Origin of the sequence: Devosia litorisediminis (assembly GCF_018334155.1) — a bacterium.
GTDB classification, from domain to species: Bacteria; Pseudomonadota; Alphaproteobacteria; order Rhizobiales; family Devosiaceae; genus Devosia; species Devosia litorisediminis.
The window spans coordinates 2365150-2380633 of sequence record NZ_JAGXTP010000001.1 but is presented as its reverse complement, the minus strand read 5'-3'; the positions used below and the strand labels follow the sequence as shown (position 1 = coordinate 2380633).

Below are 15484 nucleotides of genomic sequence, written 5' to 3'. Positions count from 1 at the left end.
CCCCTAAAACGCAGGGGAGGCGGAGATTTGGCATGGTCATGCAACAGGGCCCGGGGCGACCGGTGCCGGTCGTATTCACCGGAACGCGACGCGAACTGGGCGGCCTGCTCTTGCGCGGCTATCTGCTGCTCTTGCCCACCATTGGCCTGTATCGCTTCTGGCTGCTGACCTGGAAGCGGCGTTTTTACTGGTCCAATACCGAAATTGATGGCGATAGCCTGGAGTATACCGGCAATGCCATGCAGTTGCTGCTCGGTTTCCTGATGGCGCTGGCGGTGTTCCTGCCCTTCTATGTGGTGTTTTTCTACCTCTCCACACTGTCCACAGACGCGGCCATCATTGGCTATGGCGGCATCGGTGTCGCGTTGTGGTTCCTGATGGGCTACGCCATCTATCGCGCCCGTGATTTCCGCTTTTCGCGCACGCTGTGGCGCGGCATTCGCTTTGATCAGACCGGCAATGGCTGGGCTTATGCCCTGCGTCGCTTTGGCTGGTCCCTGCTGATGATCGTCACCGCGGGGCTGGTCTACCCATTCATGGCCGCCAGCCTGTGGCGCTATCGCTATGGCCATAGCTGGTATGGCGATCTGCGCTTCGGCTTTGTCGGCAGTTGGAAACAGCTCGCCGCGCAATACTATCTGACCTATGTCGCGGTGGTGATCATCGGCGCCATCGCGGCAGGCGTCGGGCTGGCCATGGATGTCGTGCCAGCCGGGGGCGAGTTCAATCCGCTGGGCCTTGTGCCGCTGGGCATCGGGGCCTTGCTGATCGCGCTGCTGGCCTTGCGCTATCAGGCGCGCGAGCTGAGCCGCATGTATTCCAGCGTCCGGCTGGGCAGCGCAGTTGTCACGGTCACGGTAACCGGTCGAGCCCTGTTCGGGCAGTATGTGCTGTGCGGGCTGGCCCTGCTGGGCGCCTTCGTGCTGCTGGCCATTGGCGGCTTCGTCGTGCTGGGGCTGGTGGCCAATGAGGCTTTTGCCGGCGGCTTTGATCCCGAAATCTTCTTTCGCTACATGCAGGGCAGCCTGGTCACCCTGATTGCCATCATTTTTGGCTATCTGCTGATCCTGGGCGCCTTCACCATGATGACCGAGCTGTTCATTGGCCTGGGCTACTGGAATCTGATTGCCAGCGGCGCCAGCATTGCCGGGGCCGACAGCCTGCGCGGCGTGCGCGCCCGCAGCGAGGACAAGGCGCTGGCGGGTGAAGGTCTGGCCGATGCGCTCAATGTGGGGGCCTATTGATGCCGATCCTGGGGCGTTTCCATGATGGCCGCGTGGCCGACGTGCACGGCGTCGAGCTGCACTATCTGGCCGAGTACGAGACCGGCAGCCTGCTGATCAATGCGGCGACCGATCATCATGAGCTGGCGCGTTGGCCGGCAGCGGACCTCTATGTTGTTCCTGGTCGCCGGGACGAATTGCGGCTGGCCTGCAGCAGCGCCTCGGCCGGCGCACGGGTGGTGGTGCAGGGCGCTGAAAATGTCGCGCGTATCCGGGCAACCCTGCCGGTGCTGCAGTCCAAGCAGCGCCGCGAAGCCGGGCGTCAGACCCGTCTGGCGGTGATAGCCACCCTGGCGCTGGCCTCGGTAATTGCCGCCTATCTCTATGGCGTGCCGCTATTGGCCAACCGCCTTGTGGGATTGGTGCCTACCGATTGGGAGCAGCGGCTGGGTGCCACCGTCGCCACCCAGATGGAGGCCAGTCTGGGTGGGTTTCAGCTGTGTGATCCCGATCCCGACAGCCTCGCCAACCGCGCCATAGCCCGGTTCGGTCAGGCCGCCATGGCCGAGAGCGGGTCGCCCTTTGCGCTCAGCATCAATGTGGTGCGATCCGACATTCCCAATGCCTTCGCGCTGCCCGGCGGGCAGGTATTCTTCTTCTCGGCCTTGCTCGAACAGGCGCGGTTCCCCGATGAATTCGCCGGTGTACTGGCCCATGAGATTGGCCACGTCGCCCATCGCCACGGCATGGAGCAGCTGATTTCCTCGGCCGGCACTGGTGCGCTGATCGGCTTCATTCTGGGTGATATGACCGGTATTTCACTGGCGGCGGGCCTGGGTTCCACCATCATCGATGCCAGCTTTTCGCGCGATGCCGAGCGGCAGGCCGATGCCTTTGCCGCCGCGGTTGCCCAGCGCATGGATTTTGACCCCTCCGGGCTGGCCGATCTGCTCAACCGTGTCGGTCGCGACGATGATTTCGCCCGCGCGCTGGCGCTGCTCAGCACCCATCCCCTGACCGATGATCGCAAGGCCGCCTTGGCCGAGCTGGGTGCACAGCGCCCCGATGGGCTCGAGCCGCCTTTCACCACCACCGAATGGCGCGCCATCAGAACCATGTGTGACCGTACCGCGTTCAATAGCGGGCAAACCAAGACCAAGTGATGCGCAACGGCAAAATCTTCAAACTCGCGCAACACCTTGGCGCTATGTCTGGCTCAAGTGAAGCGGCGGCGGCAGAGTGCGCATACTGATCCGGACATCGCGATGGGCCATCTGGGCGCGCCGACTGGGCAGCGTCGCGGTGCCGCTTGTCATCATCTCGGTGCTGCTGCACCGGCTGCGTCTGATTTCCAGTGACCTGTTCTTGACCACCACCATCGGCGCCGCCCTTGTCGCCCTGCTGGCCGTGCTATGCGCGGTAATCGCGCTGGCGCGGCTCTGGCAAACCGGCGATCAGGGCTGGAGCAAGGCGCTGTTCGGTCTGTTCTTTGGCCTGCTTTGTCTGGCCCCCTTTGCCTGGTACGGCAATCTGGCGCTGAAATATCCGGCCGTCACCGACATCGCCACCACCACGCGTGGCGCGCTACCCCTGGTGTTCGAGCCCGGCACGGCGGCCATGCCACCCCCCAGACTGCTCACCGCCGCGCAGGCCCAGTCGATTTTCCCCAGCGCCGAAACCCGCGCCTACCCGCTGGGGCAGGCGCAGACCTTTGCGCTGGTCGAACAGATCATCCAGGATCATGGCTGGGACGTGCGGCTGGTGCGTGCGCCCGATGCGGCGCTGGCGCCGGCGCAGATCAACGCCCAGATCATGACCATTCCCGGCTGGCGCGAAGAGGCAGTGGTCCGCGTTACCGGCACCGCTACCACGGCCATGGTCGATATGCGCTCCGCCTCGCTCAACGCGCTGCATGACTTTGGCGCCAATGGGCAACGCATCGAGCGCTTTCTGGCCGAGCTCGACGATGCCGTCACCGTGCTGCTGCGCGATAACCCCAACGTCAATCAGCCCGACATCGAGCCCGTCGAGGATGACGTCGCGCCGCTCAGCTAGCGCGTATCCGTGTGCCCCATGGACGCCGCGATACGCTGAGCTGGCCCAGGTTTTCGAGATATTCGACATGGGCGGCAATGGTCATGCGCGCCGCTATGCGCACCGGCAGGCTCTGGCTGGGGTAGATCGCACTGACCAGAGCGCCGATGCTGTGCGCACCGTCGGCAATGGCAGCCAGCACCTGACCATTGCGCATGTGCCGGTGCGCCTTGAGTGCCCGGGCAAAGCCGGGACCGTTCTCGATGGCTCCACCATGGGCGGGCACGTAACGCTGCTGGGGCAGGGCAATGACCTTGTCGAGCGAGGCAAAATAATCGGCCATTGACCCGTCCGGCACCGACACCAGTGTGGAATTCCAGCCCATCACGTGATCGCCGCTGAGCAGGACATCGCCATAGCCGAAGGCCAGATGGTTGGCGCAATGGCCCGGCGTGGTGTGCACGCTGATGCGCACATCGCCCGCCGCAATGGCCTCGCCATCAATCAGTGTGCGGTCGGGCACCAGATTCCAGTCGCAGGATTTGCGCAGCACATTGCGTTCGAATCGCCGCAGCGGCCGCGATAACCGGTGCCGCCCGCCAAACCAGATCGGCACGTCATACTGGCGCCCCAGCCGTGCGGCAGCGGCGCTGTGATCGCGATGGGTATGGGTCAGAATGATCGCCTCAAGCGCTCGACCGGCCATGGCCGCGTGCAGCGCCGCCAGATGGGTGGCATCGTCGGGACCCGGATCAACCAGGGCAAGCCGCTCATGGCCGAGCAGAAAACTGTTGGTACCGGTGAAGGTATAGGGGCTGCCATTGGGCGCGGTAATCCGCACCAGGCCCGCGCAGACCGGCACGGCAACCCCGGTTTGCGGGTCAAATTCCCTATTGAAGGTGAGGGTGGCAGCCATTGCACTCCCGAAGGCGTCAGATTATGAAGTGAACATACGAACTGTTGTGCGTCCCGCAGAGGGATGCCGGTTCCCGTTTTGCATGGAAGGTATGAAATGGCCGTCACTTTGACCACGCCCAACACGCTCCTTGGCCTCTACCAGCCCAAGGGTGACGCTGCCAAGCTGGCGTCCAATCTGGCAACTGTCGTCCTTGGCACGCTGCTGATCACCCTGTGCGCCAAGATCAACGTGCCGGTCTGGCCCGTTCCCGTGACGCTGCAGGGCTTTGCCATTGCCGCCCTGGCCGCAGCCTTTGGCATGCGCATCGGCGTTGCCACTGTTGGCCTGTACCTGCTCGAAGGCGCCATGGGCCTGCCCGTGTTCGCCACGGGCGGTGGTCTTGCCTATCTCGTTGGCCCCACCGGCGGCTTCCTGCTCGGCTTTGTCGCTCTGGCAGCCATTGTCGGCTTTGCTGCTGACCGCGGCGCCTCGGGCAAGCCACTGGCGCTGTTCTCGGCCATGCTGGTCGGCGATGCCGTGATGTTCGTGCTCGGCTTTGCCTGGCTGGTGATCATGGCTGGTCAGGCCGGCTGGATCGACCAGACCAATGTGATCGCTTCGGCCTTTGCCAAGGCAGTGCAGCCCTTCGTGATCTGGGACATCCTCAAGATGGCGCTGGCTGCCCTGACCGTTACCGGCGCCTGGAAGATGGTCGCCAAGCGCTAATCGCGTTCAACATGTTTTCGAAAGCCGGCCCCTCGTGGCCGGCTTTCTGTTTTTGTGAGATAGCATGGCTGTAAACCCCTGGACTTTGCTCGATACGGCCAGCGTGCCCGGCGGCGAGGGCGATCTGCGTCTGATGCAGCGCGGCAGCGAATTTTCCATCATGGCGGGGACCACCTCGCTGATGAACAGCCGCATGAGCGGCTCCGAAGAGGCGCTGGCCAGCCTGAGCTGGCAAGCCATTGCCGGCCGCGCCAGGCCGCACATGCTGATCGGCGGTCTGGGCATGGGGTTCACGCTGCGCGCTGCGCTCGACATCCTGCCCGCCGATGCCCGCATTACCGTGGCCGAACTGGTGCCCGCCGTGGTCGAATGGGCTCGCGGGCCCATGGCCGACGTGTTCGGCACCTGCCTGTCGGACCCGCGCGTCACCATCCGTCTGGGCGATGTCGGCACAGCGCTGGTGGGCGAAAATCTCTATGACGCCATTCTGCTCGATGTCGACAATGGCCCCGAGGGCCTGACTCGCGATTCCAACCAGCAGCTTTATAGCGTCAAAAGCCTGCGCCGCACGCTGACCAGCCTGCGTCCCGATGGGGTGCTGGCGGTCTGGTCCTCCCACACCAGCGCCCCCTTTACCAAGCGCCTGACCATGGCCGGCTTTGCCGTCAGGGAAGAAAAGGTCCGCGCCCGCGGCAAGAAGGGCGGCGAACGCCACCACATCTGGCTGGCCAAGAAAGCCAAATAGGGCAGGGGTCCCGCCAACAGAAAAGCCCGGCCTCATCAGAGGTCGGGCTTGGTTGGTCGGAGTAGAGTGATTCGAACACTCGACCCCCTGCTCCCGAAGCAACAGATCATAGCAAAAAACCCGAATTTCCGGGGTTTTTGGCGCCGAACAAACGCGAAACATCACCTTTTGTTCTGCTAACCGTGTCGCAACTGTGTCGTCAAAATTTTTTTTGTTGCGACGAAACAATCTTAGCGGAGCCAGCTAGCTCAATCCCCCTGGCCCCATTGCAACGATCGACATTCCTTCAGTGATGCAACCTCCTTCGATGGCCACCGAAGCGCTGAAGGCGTCCGTACCAAGGTCACTTCCTGAGAAGTCCTTGATTACAAGTCGTGTGTTGCTGAGGTCACAGTCTTTGAACCGCAAGAAGCCAGCGACAACCAAGTGGAGTGTCGCGTTTCTTAGAGAACATTTTCTAAACTCGACGTCATTGATGACTCCATTTTGAATCCAAATATCGTCGAGAGTGAGTTCGTGAAAGCGGTGGCTTCCTAGATACCAGCGGTCAACATGCATGAGTCCGTTTTCGTTGCCTGTTCCCGGCCATTTACCAAAAACCTTTCGAATCCAAGCTAGTTGGCATATCGCGAGAGATAGTGCTCCGTCGCCGCGGTGGAATTTGAGCGGCATCGTTTGAGTGTCGAAGGCCTCCCTGCAGCGTTCCCATTCTTCGGCAGATCGGTCTGAAACATAGTGGGCTAGCATCACGGTGCATATGGGGCCCATTTCTTGGGGGTACTTCTCCGCGAGACCCACGAGCAATCCAATTGCCGCTGTTTGAGAACCTTGTCGATCAGTCGCCAAGAGCTCCGCAGCTCCCTTCATGATCGTCAATCGATCGCGAACCAAGGTGCTCTTGGCAGCATCGTCGTCGTGCATCCATCTGCGGTAGAGAAAAAACAACGAACCTAGGGCTCCTATGAATGTCCCCAAGGTCAGGGTTGCATCCAATAGTGATCGGTCCGAACCCACCACGAGTTCCCATCCGAAGCGTTGCGCAAGTGCGGTGATCATTATCGCAAATACTAGGGCGAATAGGCCGACTAACAGCGCATAGGTCGATCCAGATAGGTTTTTCATTTCTAAACGCCCCAGTGTCCGTACCACTTGCTTCTAGAAGTAGCCGAAGTCACTGTCTATAAAGGTTGGCCCTTAAGCATAGGCCAGTTGGTGTAACTGTAACCTAGATAGTCGCCGCGTCTTGGTTTGTCGGCTTGACTACTTGCGAATGCGAAGGACATAGTAGATTGCCGAGCCAATTCGACAAACAGTTGGCTAACTGTGTCGCAACTGTGTCGCCAAGAAAAAACCGGACCCGCTGAGAGGCCCGGTTTTGCTGGTCGGAGTAGCAAGATTCGAACTTGCGACCCCCTGCTCCCGAAGCAGGTGCGCTACCAGGCTGCGCTATACTCCGTCAGATCTCGCGATACGGGATAATGTGGCGGCAGACGCCCAGCACAGGGGGGCGTCGCGGCCATTCGCGATGCGGGGCGTTATAGCCAAGCTGGCTTTGCCGTTCAAGCGTTACGCAATGGCATTTAAGGCCGCTCAGACCATGTTGCGAAGCGCCTCCAAACCGTGTACGAACCGCGCCAGTTGGGGCGTCGCCAAGTGGTAAGGCACCGGTTTTTGGTATCGGCATTCCCAGGTTCGAATCCTGGCGCCCCAGCCATTTCTCATTGATCAAAAACCGTCGCGGATTGGCCGCAGTCATGGTCTTTGCGACCGCTGGGTGCGATCGCGGGTTGAGCTGACACCCGGCAATGGGTATCTGGTGCCAACTCCAAACGCATCCGCGCGAACCACAAGGCACACCCCGGCATGACCCCAGAGCTTCTCGTCACCCATTCCGGTGGCTTCCATGCCGATGAACTGCTCTCCAGCGTCATCCTGACCCGACTGTTTCCCCAGGCGCGCATCGTGCGCAGCCGCGCGCCCGAATGGATCACGCCGGGACCCGACCGTATCGTTTATGACGTGGGCGGGGCCTATGATGCCGAGGCGCGGATATTTGATCACCATCAGCGCGGTGCGCCGCTGCGCGATGTCGATCAGCCCTATAGCTCGTTTGGCCTGATCTGGAAGCATTTCGGCCGCGATTACCTGGCCGCTTCAAATGTGCCGGCGGATCATGTCGAGACCGTATTTTCCAGCTTTGACACCAGCTTCGTGCTGCCCATCGATCTGGTGGATAATGGCGCCCTCAGCCCGGCCACGGCCGGTATTCTGGCCGGCCACACGCTCTCGGCACTGCTCGAAACTCTCAAGCCGGTCTTTGACGAAACCGATCCCGAGGCTGAGGACCGCGGCTTCCACGTGGCGCTGGGTATTGCGCGCACGTTCGTTGAAGCCAGAATCGCCCGCAGTGCGGCCAAGCTGCGCGCTGAATCGATGGTCATGCAGGCCATCGAAAAGGCCGGGCAGGGGCATGTGCTCGAGCTGTCCATGGGCATGCCGCATCGCCCTGCCATCATCAAGGCGGGCGCTGATCACCTGTTGTTCGTGGTCAATCCACGTGGCGATGACTGGTCGCTGGGCACCATTCGCAGCGCCGATGAAGGCTTTGACGTGCGCGCCGACCTGCCCGCTGCCTGGGCGGGTTTGACCGGCGCCGAGCTTGAGGCTGCCTCGGGCGTGCCGGGCGCCAGCTTCTGCCACAATGGCCGCTTCATCGCTGCTGCCAAGACCCGCGAAGCCATTCTGGCCATGGCCGATCTGGCTGTCGCCGAGGCGCTTGCCACGGCGAAGCCTGACCAGGCGTAACGCCATCGCGCAAAGGGGTCGGCTTGACGTCGGCCCGTTTCCCTTCACTATCGCGACAGCTTGGGGGTAGGCCGTCACGATGAGCGATTTGAAGTCCCGCAGTTTCGTCAGCGCACAGATGGTGGCCGACAAGGCCGGCGTGTCGCGCTCGGCCGTGTCGCGCACCTTTACCGATGGCGCCAGCGTCTCCGAGGCGACCCGTACCAAGGTGCTCGCGGCCGCCAGTGCGCTGGGTTATCACGTCAATCATCTGGCGCGCGTGCTGCGCGAGCGCAGCAGCATTGTCTGCCTGGTCGTGGCTGACATGACCACGCCGATCCGCGCCACCATGGTCGATGTACTCACCCGCAAGCTGCAGGCAGCGGGCAAGATCACCATGGTGATCAATACCGAAACCGATACCGAAAGCGTTTCCTCGGCCCTGCGCCAGACCTTGAACTACCGGGCCGATGCCACGGTCGTGCTTTCGGGCACGCCGCCGGCGGCGCTGATCGAAACCTGTCTGGCCAATGGTCAGCAGGTGGTGCTGATCAATCGTGATGATCAACTGGTGGGCAGCCATAATCTGGGGGTCGACAATGCGCTGGCCAGCACCGAGGCGCTGTTCCTGCTGCGGCGCGCCGGCTGCCAGCGGCTGGGCGTGATCACCTCGACGGCGGGCACCGCCAGTCTGGTGCAGCGCGAACGGGCCTTCGTCGCGGCGGCCCAGGCCGTGGGGATGCAGGTAGCCATCACCGCGACCGGCCCGACCAGCTATGCTTCGGGGTTTCAGAGTGCCCGCCAGGTCTTCGGACGCTCGCAGGCCCCCGACGGGGTGTTCTGCGTGACCGATCTGCTGGCCCTGGGTTTCATGGACGCCGCCCGCCACGAATTTGGCCTGCGTATCCCCCAGGATCTGTGCATTGTCGGTTTTGACGATATCGAGCAGGCCAGTTGGGAATCCTACAAGCTGACTACCTTTGCCCAGCCGCTGACGGCCATGGCCACCCATGTCGTGGACCTGCTGCTCGATCCCGATGCCGCCGGCTCCGAACGCCGCCTGTTCGAGCCCGTACCGGTGTGGCGCAAGTCGGTCAGGCCCTCCGCGTCCTGAGCGTCTGGGACACGACTTGCACCAGATGTGCAATTATATTGCACACGTGATCAGTCGTACTTTGTCATCAAAACGTTATGCGCGCTCGATAAGTGTCCCGACAGTCGCTGAAAACATTGCACTTGTGTGCAAGCGGTTTTCGGTGTTGTCTTGTGCTTGCGAGCAAGCGCCCGGCAATACCCGACACAAGATTGGGATTGCCTTCCGCTGATCGTTGTATCGGGGGAGGAGCCCCATGAGGTGGGCGGATACATGCCGTTCTGAATTCGCCTTCGACCGCGGTCGATGTGCCACCTCCAGGATCGGCAAACAGCGTAGAGGCTCGTCTTGAGCCGTCTAGATGGGAGAGCAAAATGAAACGTCGTACTTTTATGATCTCGGCTGCAGGGACCGCCGCTGGCATGGCTCTGATGCCGCGCCTGGCCTTCGCTGAAGAAGGTCGCATTGACTGGTACACCAGCTCGGACACCAATATTCTCGACTTCTGGACCAATACCGTGCGTCCCGCTTTCGAGGCCGCCAATCCCGGTATTTCGATCAATCTGGTTGATGGTGGCGACGGCGCCGGCATCATTTCGATTGGCGAGCGCGCCATGGCCGCCAAGCAGAACAATGCCGATCCGCAGGCTGACTTCTTTGAATCCGCCGACGCCCTGCTGCCCTCGGGCGCCATCGAAGCTGGCGTTTACACCAATATCAAGGAAGCGGGCCTGTCCAACTACGCCAAGGTCAACCCGCTGGCCATCGAGAGCGATTACAGCCTGCCCTATCGCGGCAGCCAGGTGCTGCTTGCCTATGACACCACCAAGCTGGCCCCTGCCGATGCCCCCAAGGACTGGGATGCGCTGGTCAGCTGGATCAAGGCCAATCCCGGCCAGTTCGTCTACAACCGTCCCGACAAGGGTGGTTCGGGCGGCAATTTCGTGCGCCGCGCCATCCATCAGGCCAATGGTCTGGATCCAGCGGTGTTCACCGTCGACAACTATACCGAAGAATTCGGTGAGGAAGCGCTGGGCAAGGCCTGGGCGCTGCTGCAGGACATCGCCCCATCGCTCTATGATGGCGGCGCCTATTCCTCGGGCAACACCCAGTCCATTCAGCTGCTGGCACAGGGCGTGGTCACCATGACCCCGGTCTGGTCCGATCAGGTGCTTCAGGCTATCGATCAGGGCGTTCTGCCCGCCGATACAGGCCTGGTACAGCTGCAGGATCTGGCGCTGGCCGGCGGTTTCACCCGCTCGGTGGTCATCGAGAACGGCACCAATCGCGACGCCGCGCTCAAGCTGGCCGATTTCATCCTCTCCGAAGAAATGCAGAGCGCCATCCTGACCGAACTGGGCGGCTTCCCCGGCGTGTCCTGGGAATATGTCTCGCCTGAACTGCGCGAGCGTTTCGCCGACATCGTGCCGACCTCCATCCCCACCTTCCCCGGTGGCGACTGGTCCTCAGCCATCAATGATGGCTGGTACCGCAATGTTGCACCAAACGTTGACCGCAACTCGTGAGCGAGGCGACTAAGGCGGAGCATCGGCCGCTGATCGATGCCACCACCGACAGCAGGAGGCCAACCGGCCTCCTGCTCGTCGGCATCCCCGTGCTGTTGATGGCCTGGCTGGTCATCTGGCCCATTATCAACGCCATTGTCCGCACCATCTGGCGCCCCGATCTGTCCGGCGACTACGGGCTGGATTTTTCGAGCTACGCCTTCTTCTTTTCCGACGGCTACAGCCTGGCCAATCTGAGCGTCACGCTGTGGACAACGGCTGTCTGCGCCATCTTCCTGCTGCTGATCTGCCTGCCGATCGCGCTTTATCTGCGCTTTTCGAGCGGCCGGCTGCCGGGCTTTGTGCAGGCACTGGCCATCTTTCCGATGTTCGTGCCCTCGATCATCCTGGCCTATGCATTCATTCGCGTGCTGGGCCCCAATGGCATGGTCGACATCGTGCTCAATTCGGTGGGCCTGCCCAAGATCCGCACCCCATATCTGACGCCCTGGGGGCCGGTCATCGGACTGGTCTGGGACAATATCCCGCTAACCGTGCTGATCCTGCTCTCGGGGCTGGGCAGCGTCGCCAATCAGGCCATCGAAGCCGCCCGCGATGTGGGCGCCAATCGGCTTGAAGTGTTCTGGCACATCATCCTGCCGCGCATTTCCAATTCGATCCTGGTGGCCCTGTCCTTCTCCATTCTGGGCATCTTCTCGGCCTTTACCTTGCCCTATCTGCTGGGCCCGGCCGCGCCTGAAATGATGGGGCCGTTCATGCAGCGTACCTTCCGCGAGGTGAACGATCCGATCAATGCCGTCACCCAGGCCGTCATCACCTTCGGCTTCTGTATTGCCTTCGGGCTCTTCTACGTGCGCTCGGTCGCGCGCAATCAGAGGAAATAGCCATGGCAGTCACCATTACAAACCGGCCGCGCATTGACTGGCTTGGCATTGTCTTCACGGCTCTGCTGGCGATCGCGATCATCTTCCCGCTGCTGGTGGTGGGCACCTGGGCCTTCACCGAAATCTGGCGCTATCCCAATGTGGTGCCACAGCAGTTCGGCCTGCGCTTTTGGGAACAGACCCTGACGCGTCCCGATGTGTGGAGCGCACTGACCCTGAGCCTGCAATTGTCCACCGTCGTCACCCTGATGTCGGCAGCCATTTGCCTGCCCGCGGCCTACGCCTTTGCCCGCATGAACTTTCCTGGTCGCACCGTGCTGTTCTTCTCGTTCCTGGCCGGGCACGCTTTTCCCAAATTCGGCCTGTTGATCGCCATTGCGGCCATCTTCCTGCAGCTTAATCTGATCGGCACCTTCTGGGGTGTCGTGCTGATCCAGCTGGTGGGCACGCTGTTGTTCATGATCTGGATCCCGGTGGCGGCGTTTCAGGCGGTGGATCGACGTATGGAGGAGGCGGCCCGCGATGTCGGCGCCAGTCCCCTGCGCGTGTTCTGGTCCATCACCCTGCCGCAGGCCGGCCCGACGATTGCGGCGGCGGTGCTGCTCAGCTTTGTAGGCACCTTCTATGAAACCGAAGGCGCCTGGCTGATTGGGGCGCCCGGCATCCGCACCATGCCGGTGCTGATGATCAGCTTCATCAACAACCAGATGGTCATTCAGTACGGCGCCGTGCTGTCGGTCATTCTGTGGGTTCCCTCCTTTATCGCGCTCATGTTTGCGCGCCGCGTTATCGGCGGCGGTGCCTTTGCCCGTGGCTTTGGCGGCTAGGAAAAGAATATGTCTGTTCTCAATATCTCCGACGTTTCCAAGGTCTTTGCTGGCGGCACCGTGGCTGTCGAACGCTTCTCTCTCGATGTGGCCGATGGTGAGCTTGTCTGCCTGCTGGGGCCCTCGGGCTCGGGCAAGTCGACACTGCTGCGCATGGTTGGTGGCTTCGAGCAGCCCTCCGCTGGCGTGATCACCATTGATGGCGAAGACATCACCCGGCTGTCGCCCAACAAGCGGCCCACCGGCATGGTGTTTCAGAGCCATGCACTGTGGACCCATATGAATGTGTTCAAGAACCTCGCTTTCGGGCTCAAGCTGCGCAAGCTGCCCGTTGACGAAATTCGCGACAAGGTCGAGGCGGTTCTCGAACTGGTGGGGCTGGCCGGCTATGGTGATCGCCTGACGCATCAACTGTCGGGCGGCCAGCAGCAACGCGTGGCGCTGGCGCGCTCGCTGGTGCTCGAGCCCAAGATCCTGTTGCTCGACGAACCCTTCGCCAGCCTGGACCAGCACCTGCGCGAACGGCTGCGCGAAGAGGTGCGCGACATTCAGCAGCGGCTCAAGATCACCACGCTGTTCGTGACTCACGGGCAGGACGAAGCGCTCTCCATGGCCGACCGGATCGTTGTCATGCGCGATGGTCGCAGCGAACAGGTCGACCGGCCCGATGTGGTCTATCGCAACCCGCAGACCCCGTTTGTGGCAGGTTTTATCGGTTCGATGAATCTGGTGGATGGCACTGTCAGCAATGGCCAGTTCAATGGCTCGGGTATCGACGTGCCCCTGCCGGTCAGCGATGGGCCGGCAACGCTGGCGGTCCGTCCCGAGGCCCTCGATCTGGTCGCGGCCGATCCCGGCGCTGCCAAGATCCACCGCATCACCGATTTCGGCACGCATGGTCTGGTCGACCTTGATCTCAAGGATGGCACCCGCATCAAAGCCATGGTTTCCCATCCTGATCTGTTCAGCGCAGGGCAGGGCGTCAACCTGCGGCCCAAGGCCATTGCCGCCTTCCGCGACAATGCCCAGATCTATCGGGGATGAGCATGGCGGACCCCCTCTATGTTGAGCGTGACGGCCATCGTACCTGGCTGAAATGGCATCGCGGTCGTCGCAAGGCGTCCGATCCGGTGTTTACCGGCAAGCGCATTGTCGAGGCGATGCGGTTGGGCGCCAGCGTCGAGGTCGATCTGGTGGTCCATGCCGATCATGGCATGGCCGTGCTGCATGATCTCACGCTGGAGCGGGAAACCACCGGGACGGGCGCAATCGCCGAGGCTCGGGCGGCTGATCTGCGCCAATTGCATCTGCGCAATGAGGCCGGCGCGCCGATTGCCGACACCGTTCTACTGCTTGAAGACCTTTGCGCCTTGCTTGCCAGGCAACAACCACATGCCGACGCGTTGCTGCAGCTCGATTTCAAGCAGGATGCAGCCGCGCTCGACCCCCGGACCATCGCCAATTTCGCTGCCAGTATTGGCGGTCTCGCGCCGCATATGATTGTCTCGTGCGGCGATGCGCTGGCTGTCGAGCAATTGGCGACGGCCACACCCGGCCTGCGCCGCGGCTACGATCCCTGCTACGGCGCTTCGCTGGAACGGCTGCAAGCCAGCGGCGATTTTGCCCGGTTCACTGCCGACGCGTTGGCAATCGCACCTGAGGCCGACCTCATCTATCTGCACTACGAAATCGTGCTTGAGGCCGACCGCAGCGGCTTTGACATCATCGCCGCATTCCAGGCCGCAGGACACCGGGTGGACGCCTGGACGATCCGCGCCGTCACCCCCATCACCGTGTCGCAGGTCAACCGTCTGCTGGCGCTCAAAGTCGACCAAATCACCACTGATGACCCGGAGGGTCTTGCCATGGCGTTGACCGCATGACCGTCTCTTATCCTGACATTCTCGACCAGATGGTAGCGATTGCCCGCAGCGCTGGTGAGCTGACCCAGCGCCATTTCAAGCGCTTCGCCGAGCTCGAAATTGGCGTCAAAGGTCCCGGCGATTTCGTTTCTGATGCCGACAAGGAATCCGAGCAGCTGATCCGCGCCGGTCTGTTTGCACTGCAGCCCGACTGGAGCCTGACCGGCGAGGAATTTGCACCCGTCGAAGGCAGCGACGCCGAGCATCGCTGGCTGGTTGATCCCATCGATGGCACCACCAATTTCCTCAATGGCTGGCACTACACCATCACTATCGCCCTGCGCCGGGGCAACCAGACCATGTGCGGTCTGGTCTATAATCCGGTGTCCGATGAGATGTTCACCGCGCTCAAGGGGGGCGGCGCGTTCCTCAATGGCGAGCGTCTGAAGGTCAGTGCCAGTACCGATGTGGCCATGATGTGCGTGGGTACGGGCCTTCCCACGCCCAATTTGCAGCTTTACCCCGGCGCCTATGACCGCCTCGACGCCATCCGCGCGCCAATCGGTGCCGTTCGCGTGGTCGGCAGTGCCGCCAATTCCTGCGCCTATGTCGCCTGCGGTCGTCTGACCGGCTATTACGAGGAAACCGGCTTCGTAGACACCGCCGCCGGTATCCTGCTGGTGGAAGAGGCAGGCGGCATTGTCACCGACTGGTGGGGCCGTGGACCCGAAACCTTTGAACGCACCGGCGTGCTGATCGTGGCTAATCGGGCCACCCATGCGTTTCTGCTCGAAAACCTGCAGGGCGTGCCACGCAAAGACCCGGTAGGGTGAGCTAACTGACCTTGCATCTGGCGCGGCATGGACCCAGCATGAACGTTGC

General features: G+C 62.0%; 15 protein-coding genes and 2 tRNA genes. 14 read left to right on the top strand and 3 right to left on the bottom strand.

The window, feature by feature from the left end; genetic code table 11:
• Positions 1 to 32 precede the first annotated feature (32 nt).
• The 3 genes from KD146_RS11315 to KD146_RS11305 all read left to right on the top strand — a co-directional run bounded on the left by KD146_RS11315 (position 33) and on the right by KD146_RS11305 (position 3278).
• Positions 33 to 1244, top strand: a complete 1212-nt coding sequence (locus tag KD146_RS11315) for a DUF898 family protein (RefSeq protein ID WP_212658769.1) — start codon at positions 33 to 35, stop codon at positions 1242 to 1244.
• A complete protein-coding gene (locus KD146_RS11310) occupies positions 1244 to 2386 on the top strand; it encodes a M48 family metallopeptidase (RefSeq protein WP_212658768.1) in 1143 nt (380 codons plus the stop codon). Before KD146_RS11315 ends, KD146_RS11310 begins: the two co-directional genes overlap by 1 nt.
• Positions 2387 to 2462: 76 nt before the next feature.
• Positions 2463 to 3278 (top strand): DUF1499 domain-containing protein, encoded by an 816-nt coding sequence (locus tag KD146_RS11305; RefSeq protein WP_212658767.1) that lies wholly within the window; start codon positions 2463 to 2465, stop codon positions 3276 to 3278.
• On the opposite strand, the gene KD146_RS11300 is transcribed toward KD146_RS11305, so the two are convergent.
• On the bottom strand, positions 3271 to 4173 hold the full coding sequence (locus KD146_RS11300) for an MBL fold metallo-hydrolase (RefSeq protein WP_212658766.1): 903 nt from the start codon (positions 4171 to 4173) through the stop codon (positions 3271 to 3273). The two genes, KD146_RS11305 and KD146_RS11300, sit on opposite strands and share 8 nt — an antisense overlap.
• A gap of 96 nt (positions 4174 to 4269) precedes the next feature.
• On the opposite strand from KD146_RS11300, the gene KD146_RS11295 reads away from it, so the two are divergent.
• A complete protein-coding gene (locus KD146_RS11295) occupies positions 4270 to 4881 on the top strand; it encodes a biotin transporter BioY (RefSeq protein WP_212658765.1) in 612 nt (203 codons plus the stop codon).
• Between the two features lie 64 nt (positions 4882 to 4945).
• Positions 4946 to 5626 (top strand): spermidine synthase family protein, encoded by a 681-nt coding sequence (locus tag KD146_RS11290; protein WP_212658764.1) that lies wholly within the window; start codon positions 4946 to 4948, stop codon positions 5624 to 5626.
• A gap of 243 nt (positions 5627 to 5869) precedes the next feature.
• On the opposite strand, the gene KD146_RS11285 is transcribed toward KD146_RS11290, so the two are convergent.
• Positions 5870 to 6748, bottom strand: coding sequence for a hypothetical protein (locus KD146_RS11285; RefSeq protein ID WP_212658763.1), 879 nt, complete (start codon positions 6746 to 6748; stop codon positions 5870 to 5872).
• Positions 6749 to 7005: 257 nt separating this feature from the next.
• Positions 7006 to 7082 (bottom strand) — tRNA-Pro (locus KD146_RS11280).
• Positions 7083 to 7265: 183 nt separating this feature from the next.
• On the opposite strand from KD146_RS11280, the gene KD146_RS11275 reads away from it, so the two are divergent.
• The 9 genes from KD146_RS11275 to KD146_RS11235 all read left to right on the top strand — a co-directional run bounded on the left by KD146_RS11275 (position 7266) and on the right by KD146_RS11235 (position 15435).
• Positions 7266 to 7340 (top strand) — tRNA-Gln (locus KD146_RS11275).
• Positions 7341 to 7489: 149 nt separating this feature from the next.
• Positions 7490 to 8431 (top strand): MYG1 family protein, encoded by a 942-nt coding sequence (locus KD146_RS11270; protein ID WP_212658762.1) that lies wholly within the window; start codon positions 7490 to 7492, stop codon positions 8429 to 8431.
• Positions 8432 to 8510: 79 nt separating this feature from the next.
• Positions 8511 to 9524: a LacI family DNA-binding transcriptional regulator gene (locus KD146_RS11265; protein ID WP_212658761.1), complete on the top strand. Its 1014-nt coding sequence runs from the start codon at positions 8511 to 8513 to the stop codon at positions 9522 to 9524.
• Between the two features lie 353 nt (positions 9525 to 9877).
• On the top strand, positions 9878 to 11029 hold the full coding sequence (locus KD146_RS11260; protein WP_212658760.1) for an extracellular solute-binding protein: 1152 nt from the start codon (positions 9878 to 9880) through the stop codon (positions 11027 to 11029).
• 98 nt (positions 11030 to 11127) lie between these two features.
• On the top strand, positions 11128 to 11913 hold the full coding sequence (locus tag KD146_RS11255) for an ABC transporter permease (RefSeq protein ID WP_212659198.1): 786 nt from the start codon (positions 11128 to 11130) through the stop codon (positions 11911 to 11913).
• Positions 11914 to 11915: 2 nt separating this feature from the next.
• On the top strand, positions 11916 to 12740 hold the full coding sequence (locus KD146_RS11250) for an ABC transporter permease (protein WP_212658759.1): 825 nt from the start codon (positions 11916 to 11918) through the stop codon (positions 12738 to 12740).
• A 9-nt stretch (positions 12741 to 12749) separates the two neighbouring features.
• The gene (locus KD146_RS11245) at positions 12750 to 13784 is read left to right on the top strand and encodes an ABC transporter ATP-binding protein (protein ID WP_212658758.1); all 1035 of its coding nucleotides are present in this window, start codon (positions 12750 to 12752) and stop codon (positions 13782 to 13784) included.
• Positions 13785 to 13786: 2 nt separating this feature from the next.
• A complete protein-coding gene (locus tag KD146_RS11240; protein WP_212658757.1) occupies positions 13787 to 14623 on the top strand; it encodes a glycerophosphodiester phosphodiesterase in 837 nt (278 codons plus the stop codon).
• Positions 14620 to 15435, top strand: a complete 816-nt coding sequence (locus KD146_RS11235; protein ID WP_212658756.1) for an inositol monophosphatase family protein — start codon at positions 14620 to 14622, stop codon at positions 15433 to 15435. Before KD146_RS11240 ends, KD146_RS11235 begins: the two co-directional genes overlap by 4 nt.
• Positions 15436 to 15484 lie beyond the last annotated feature (49 nt).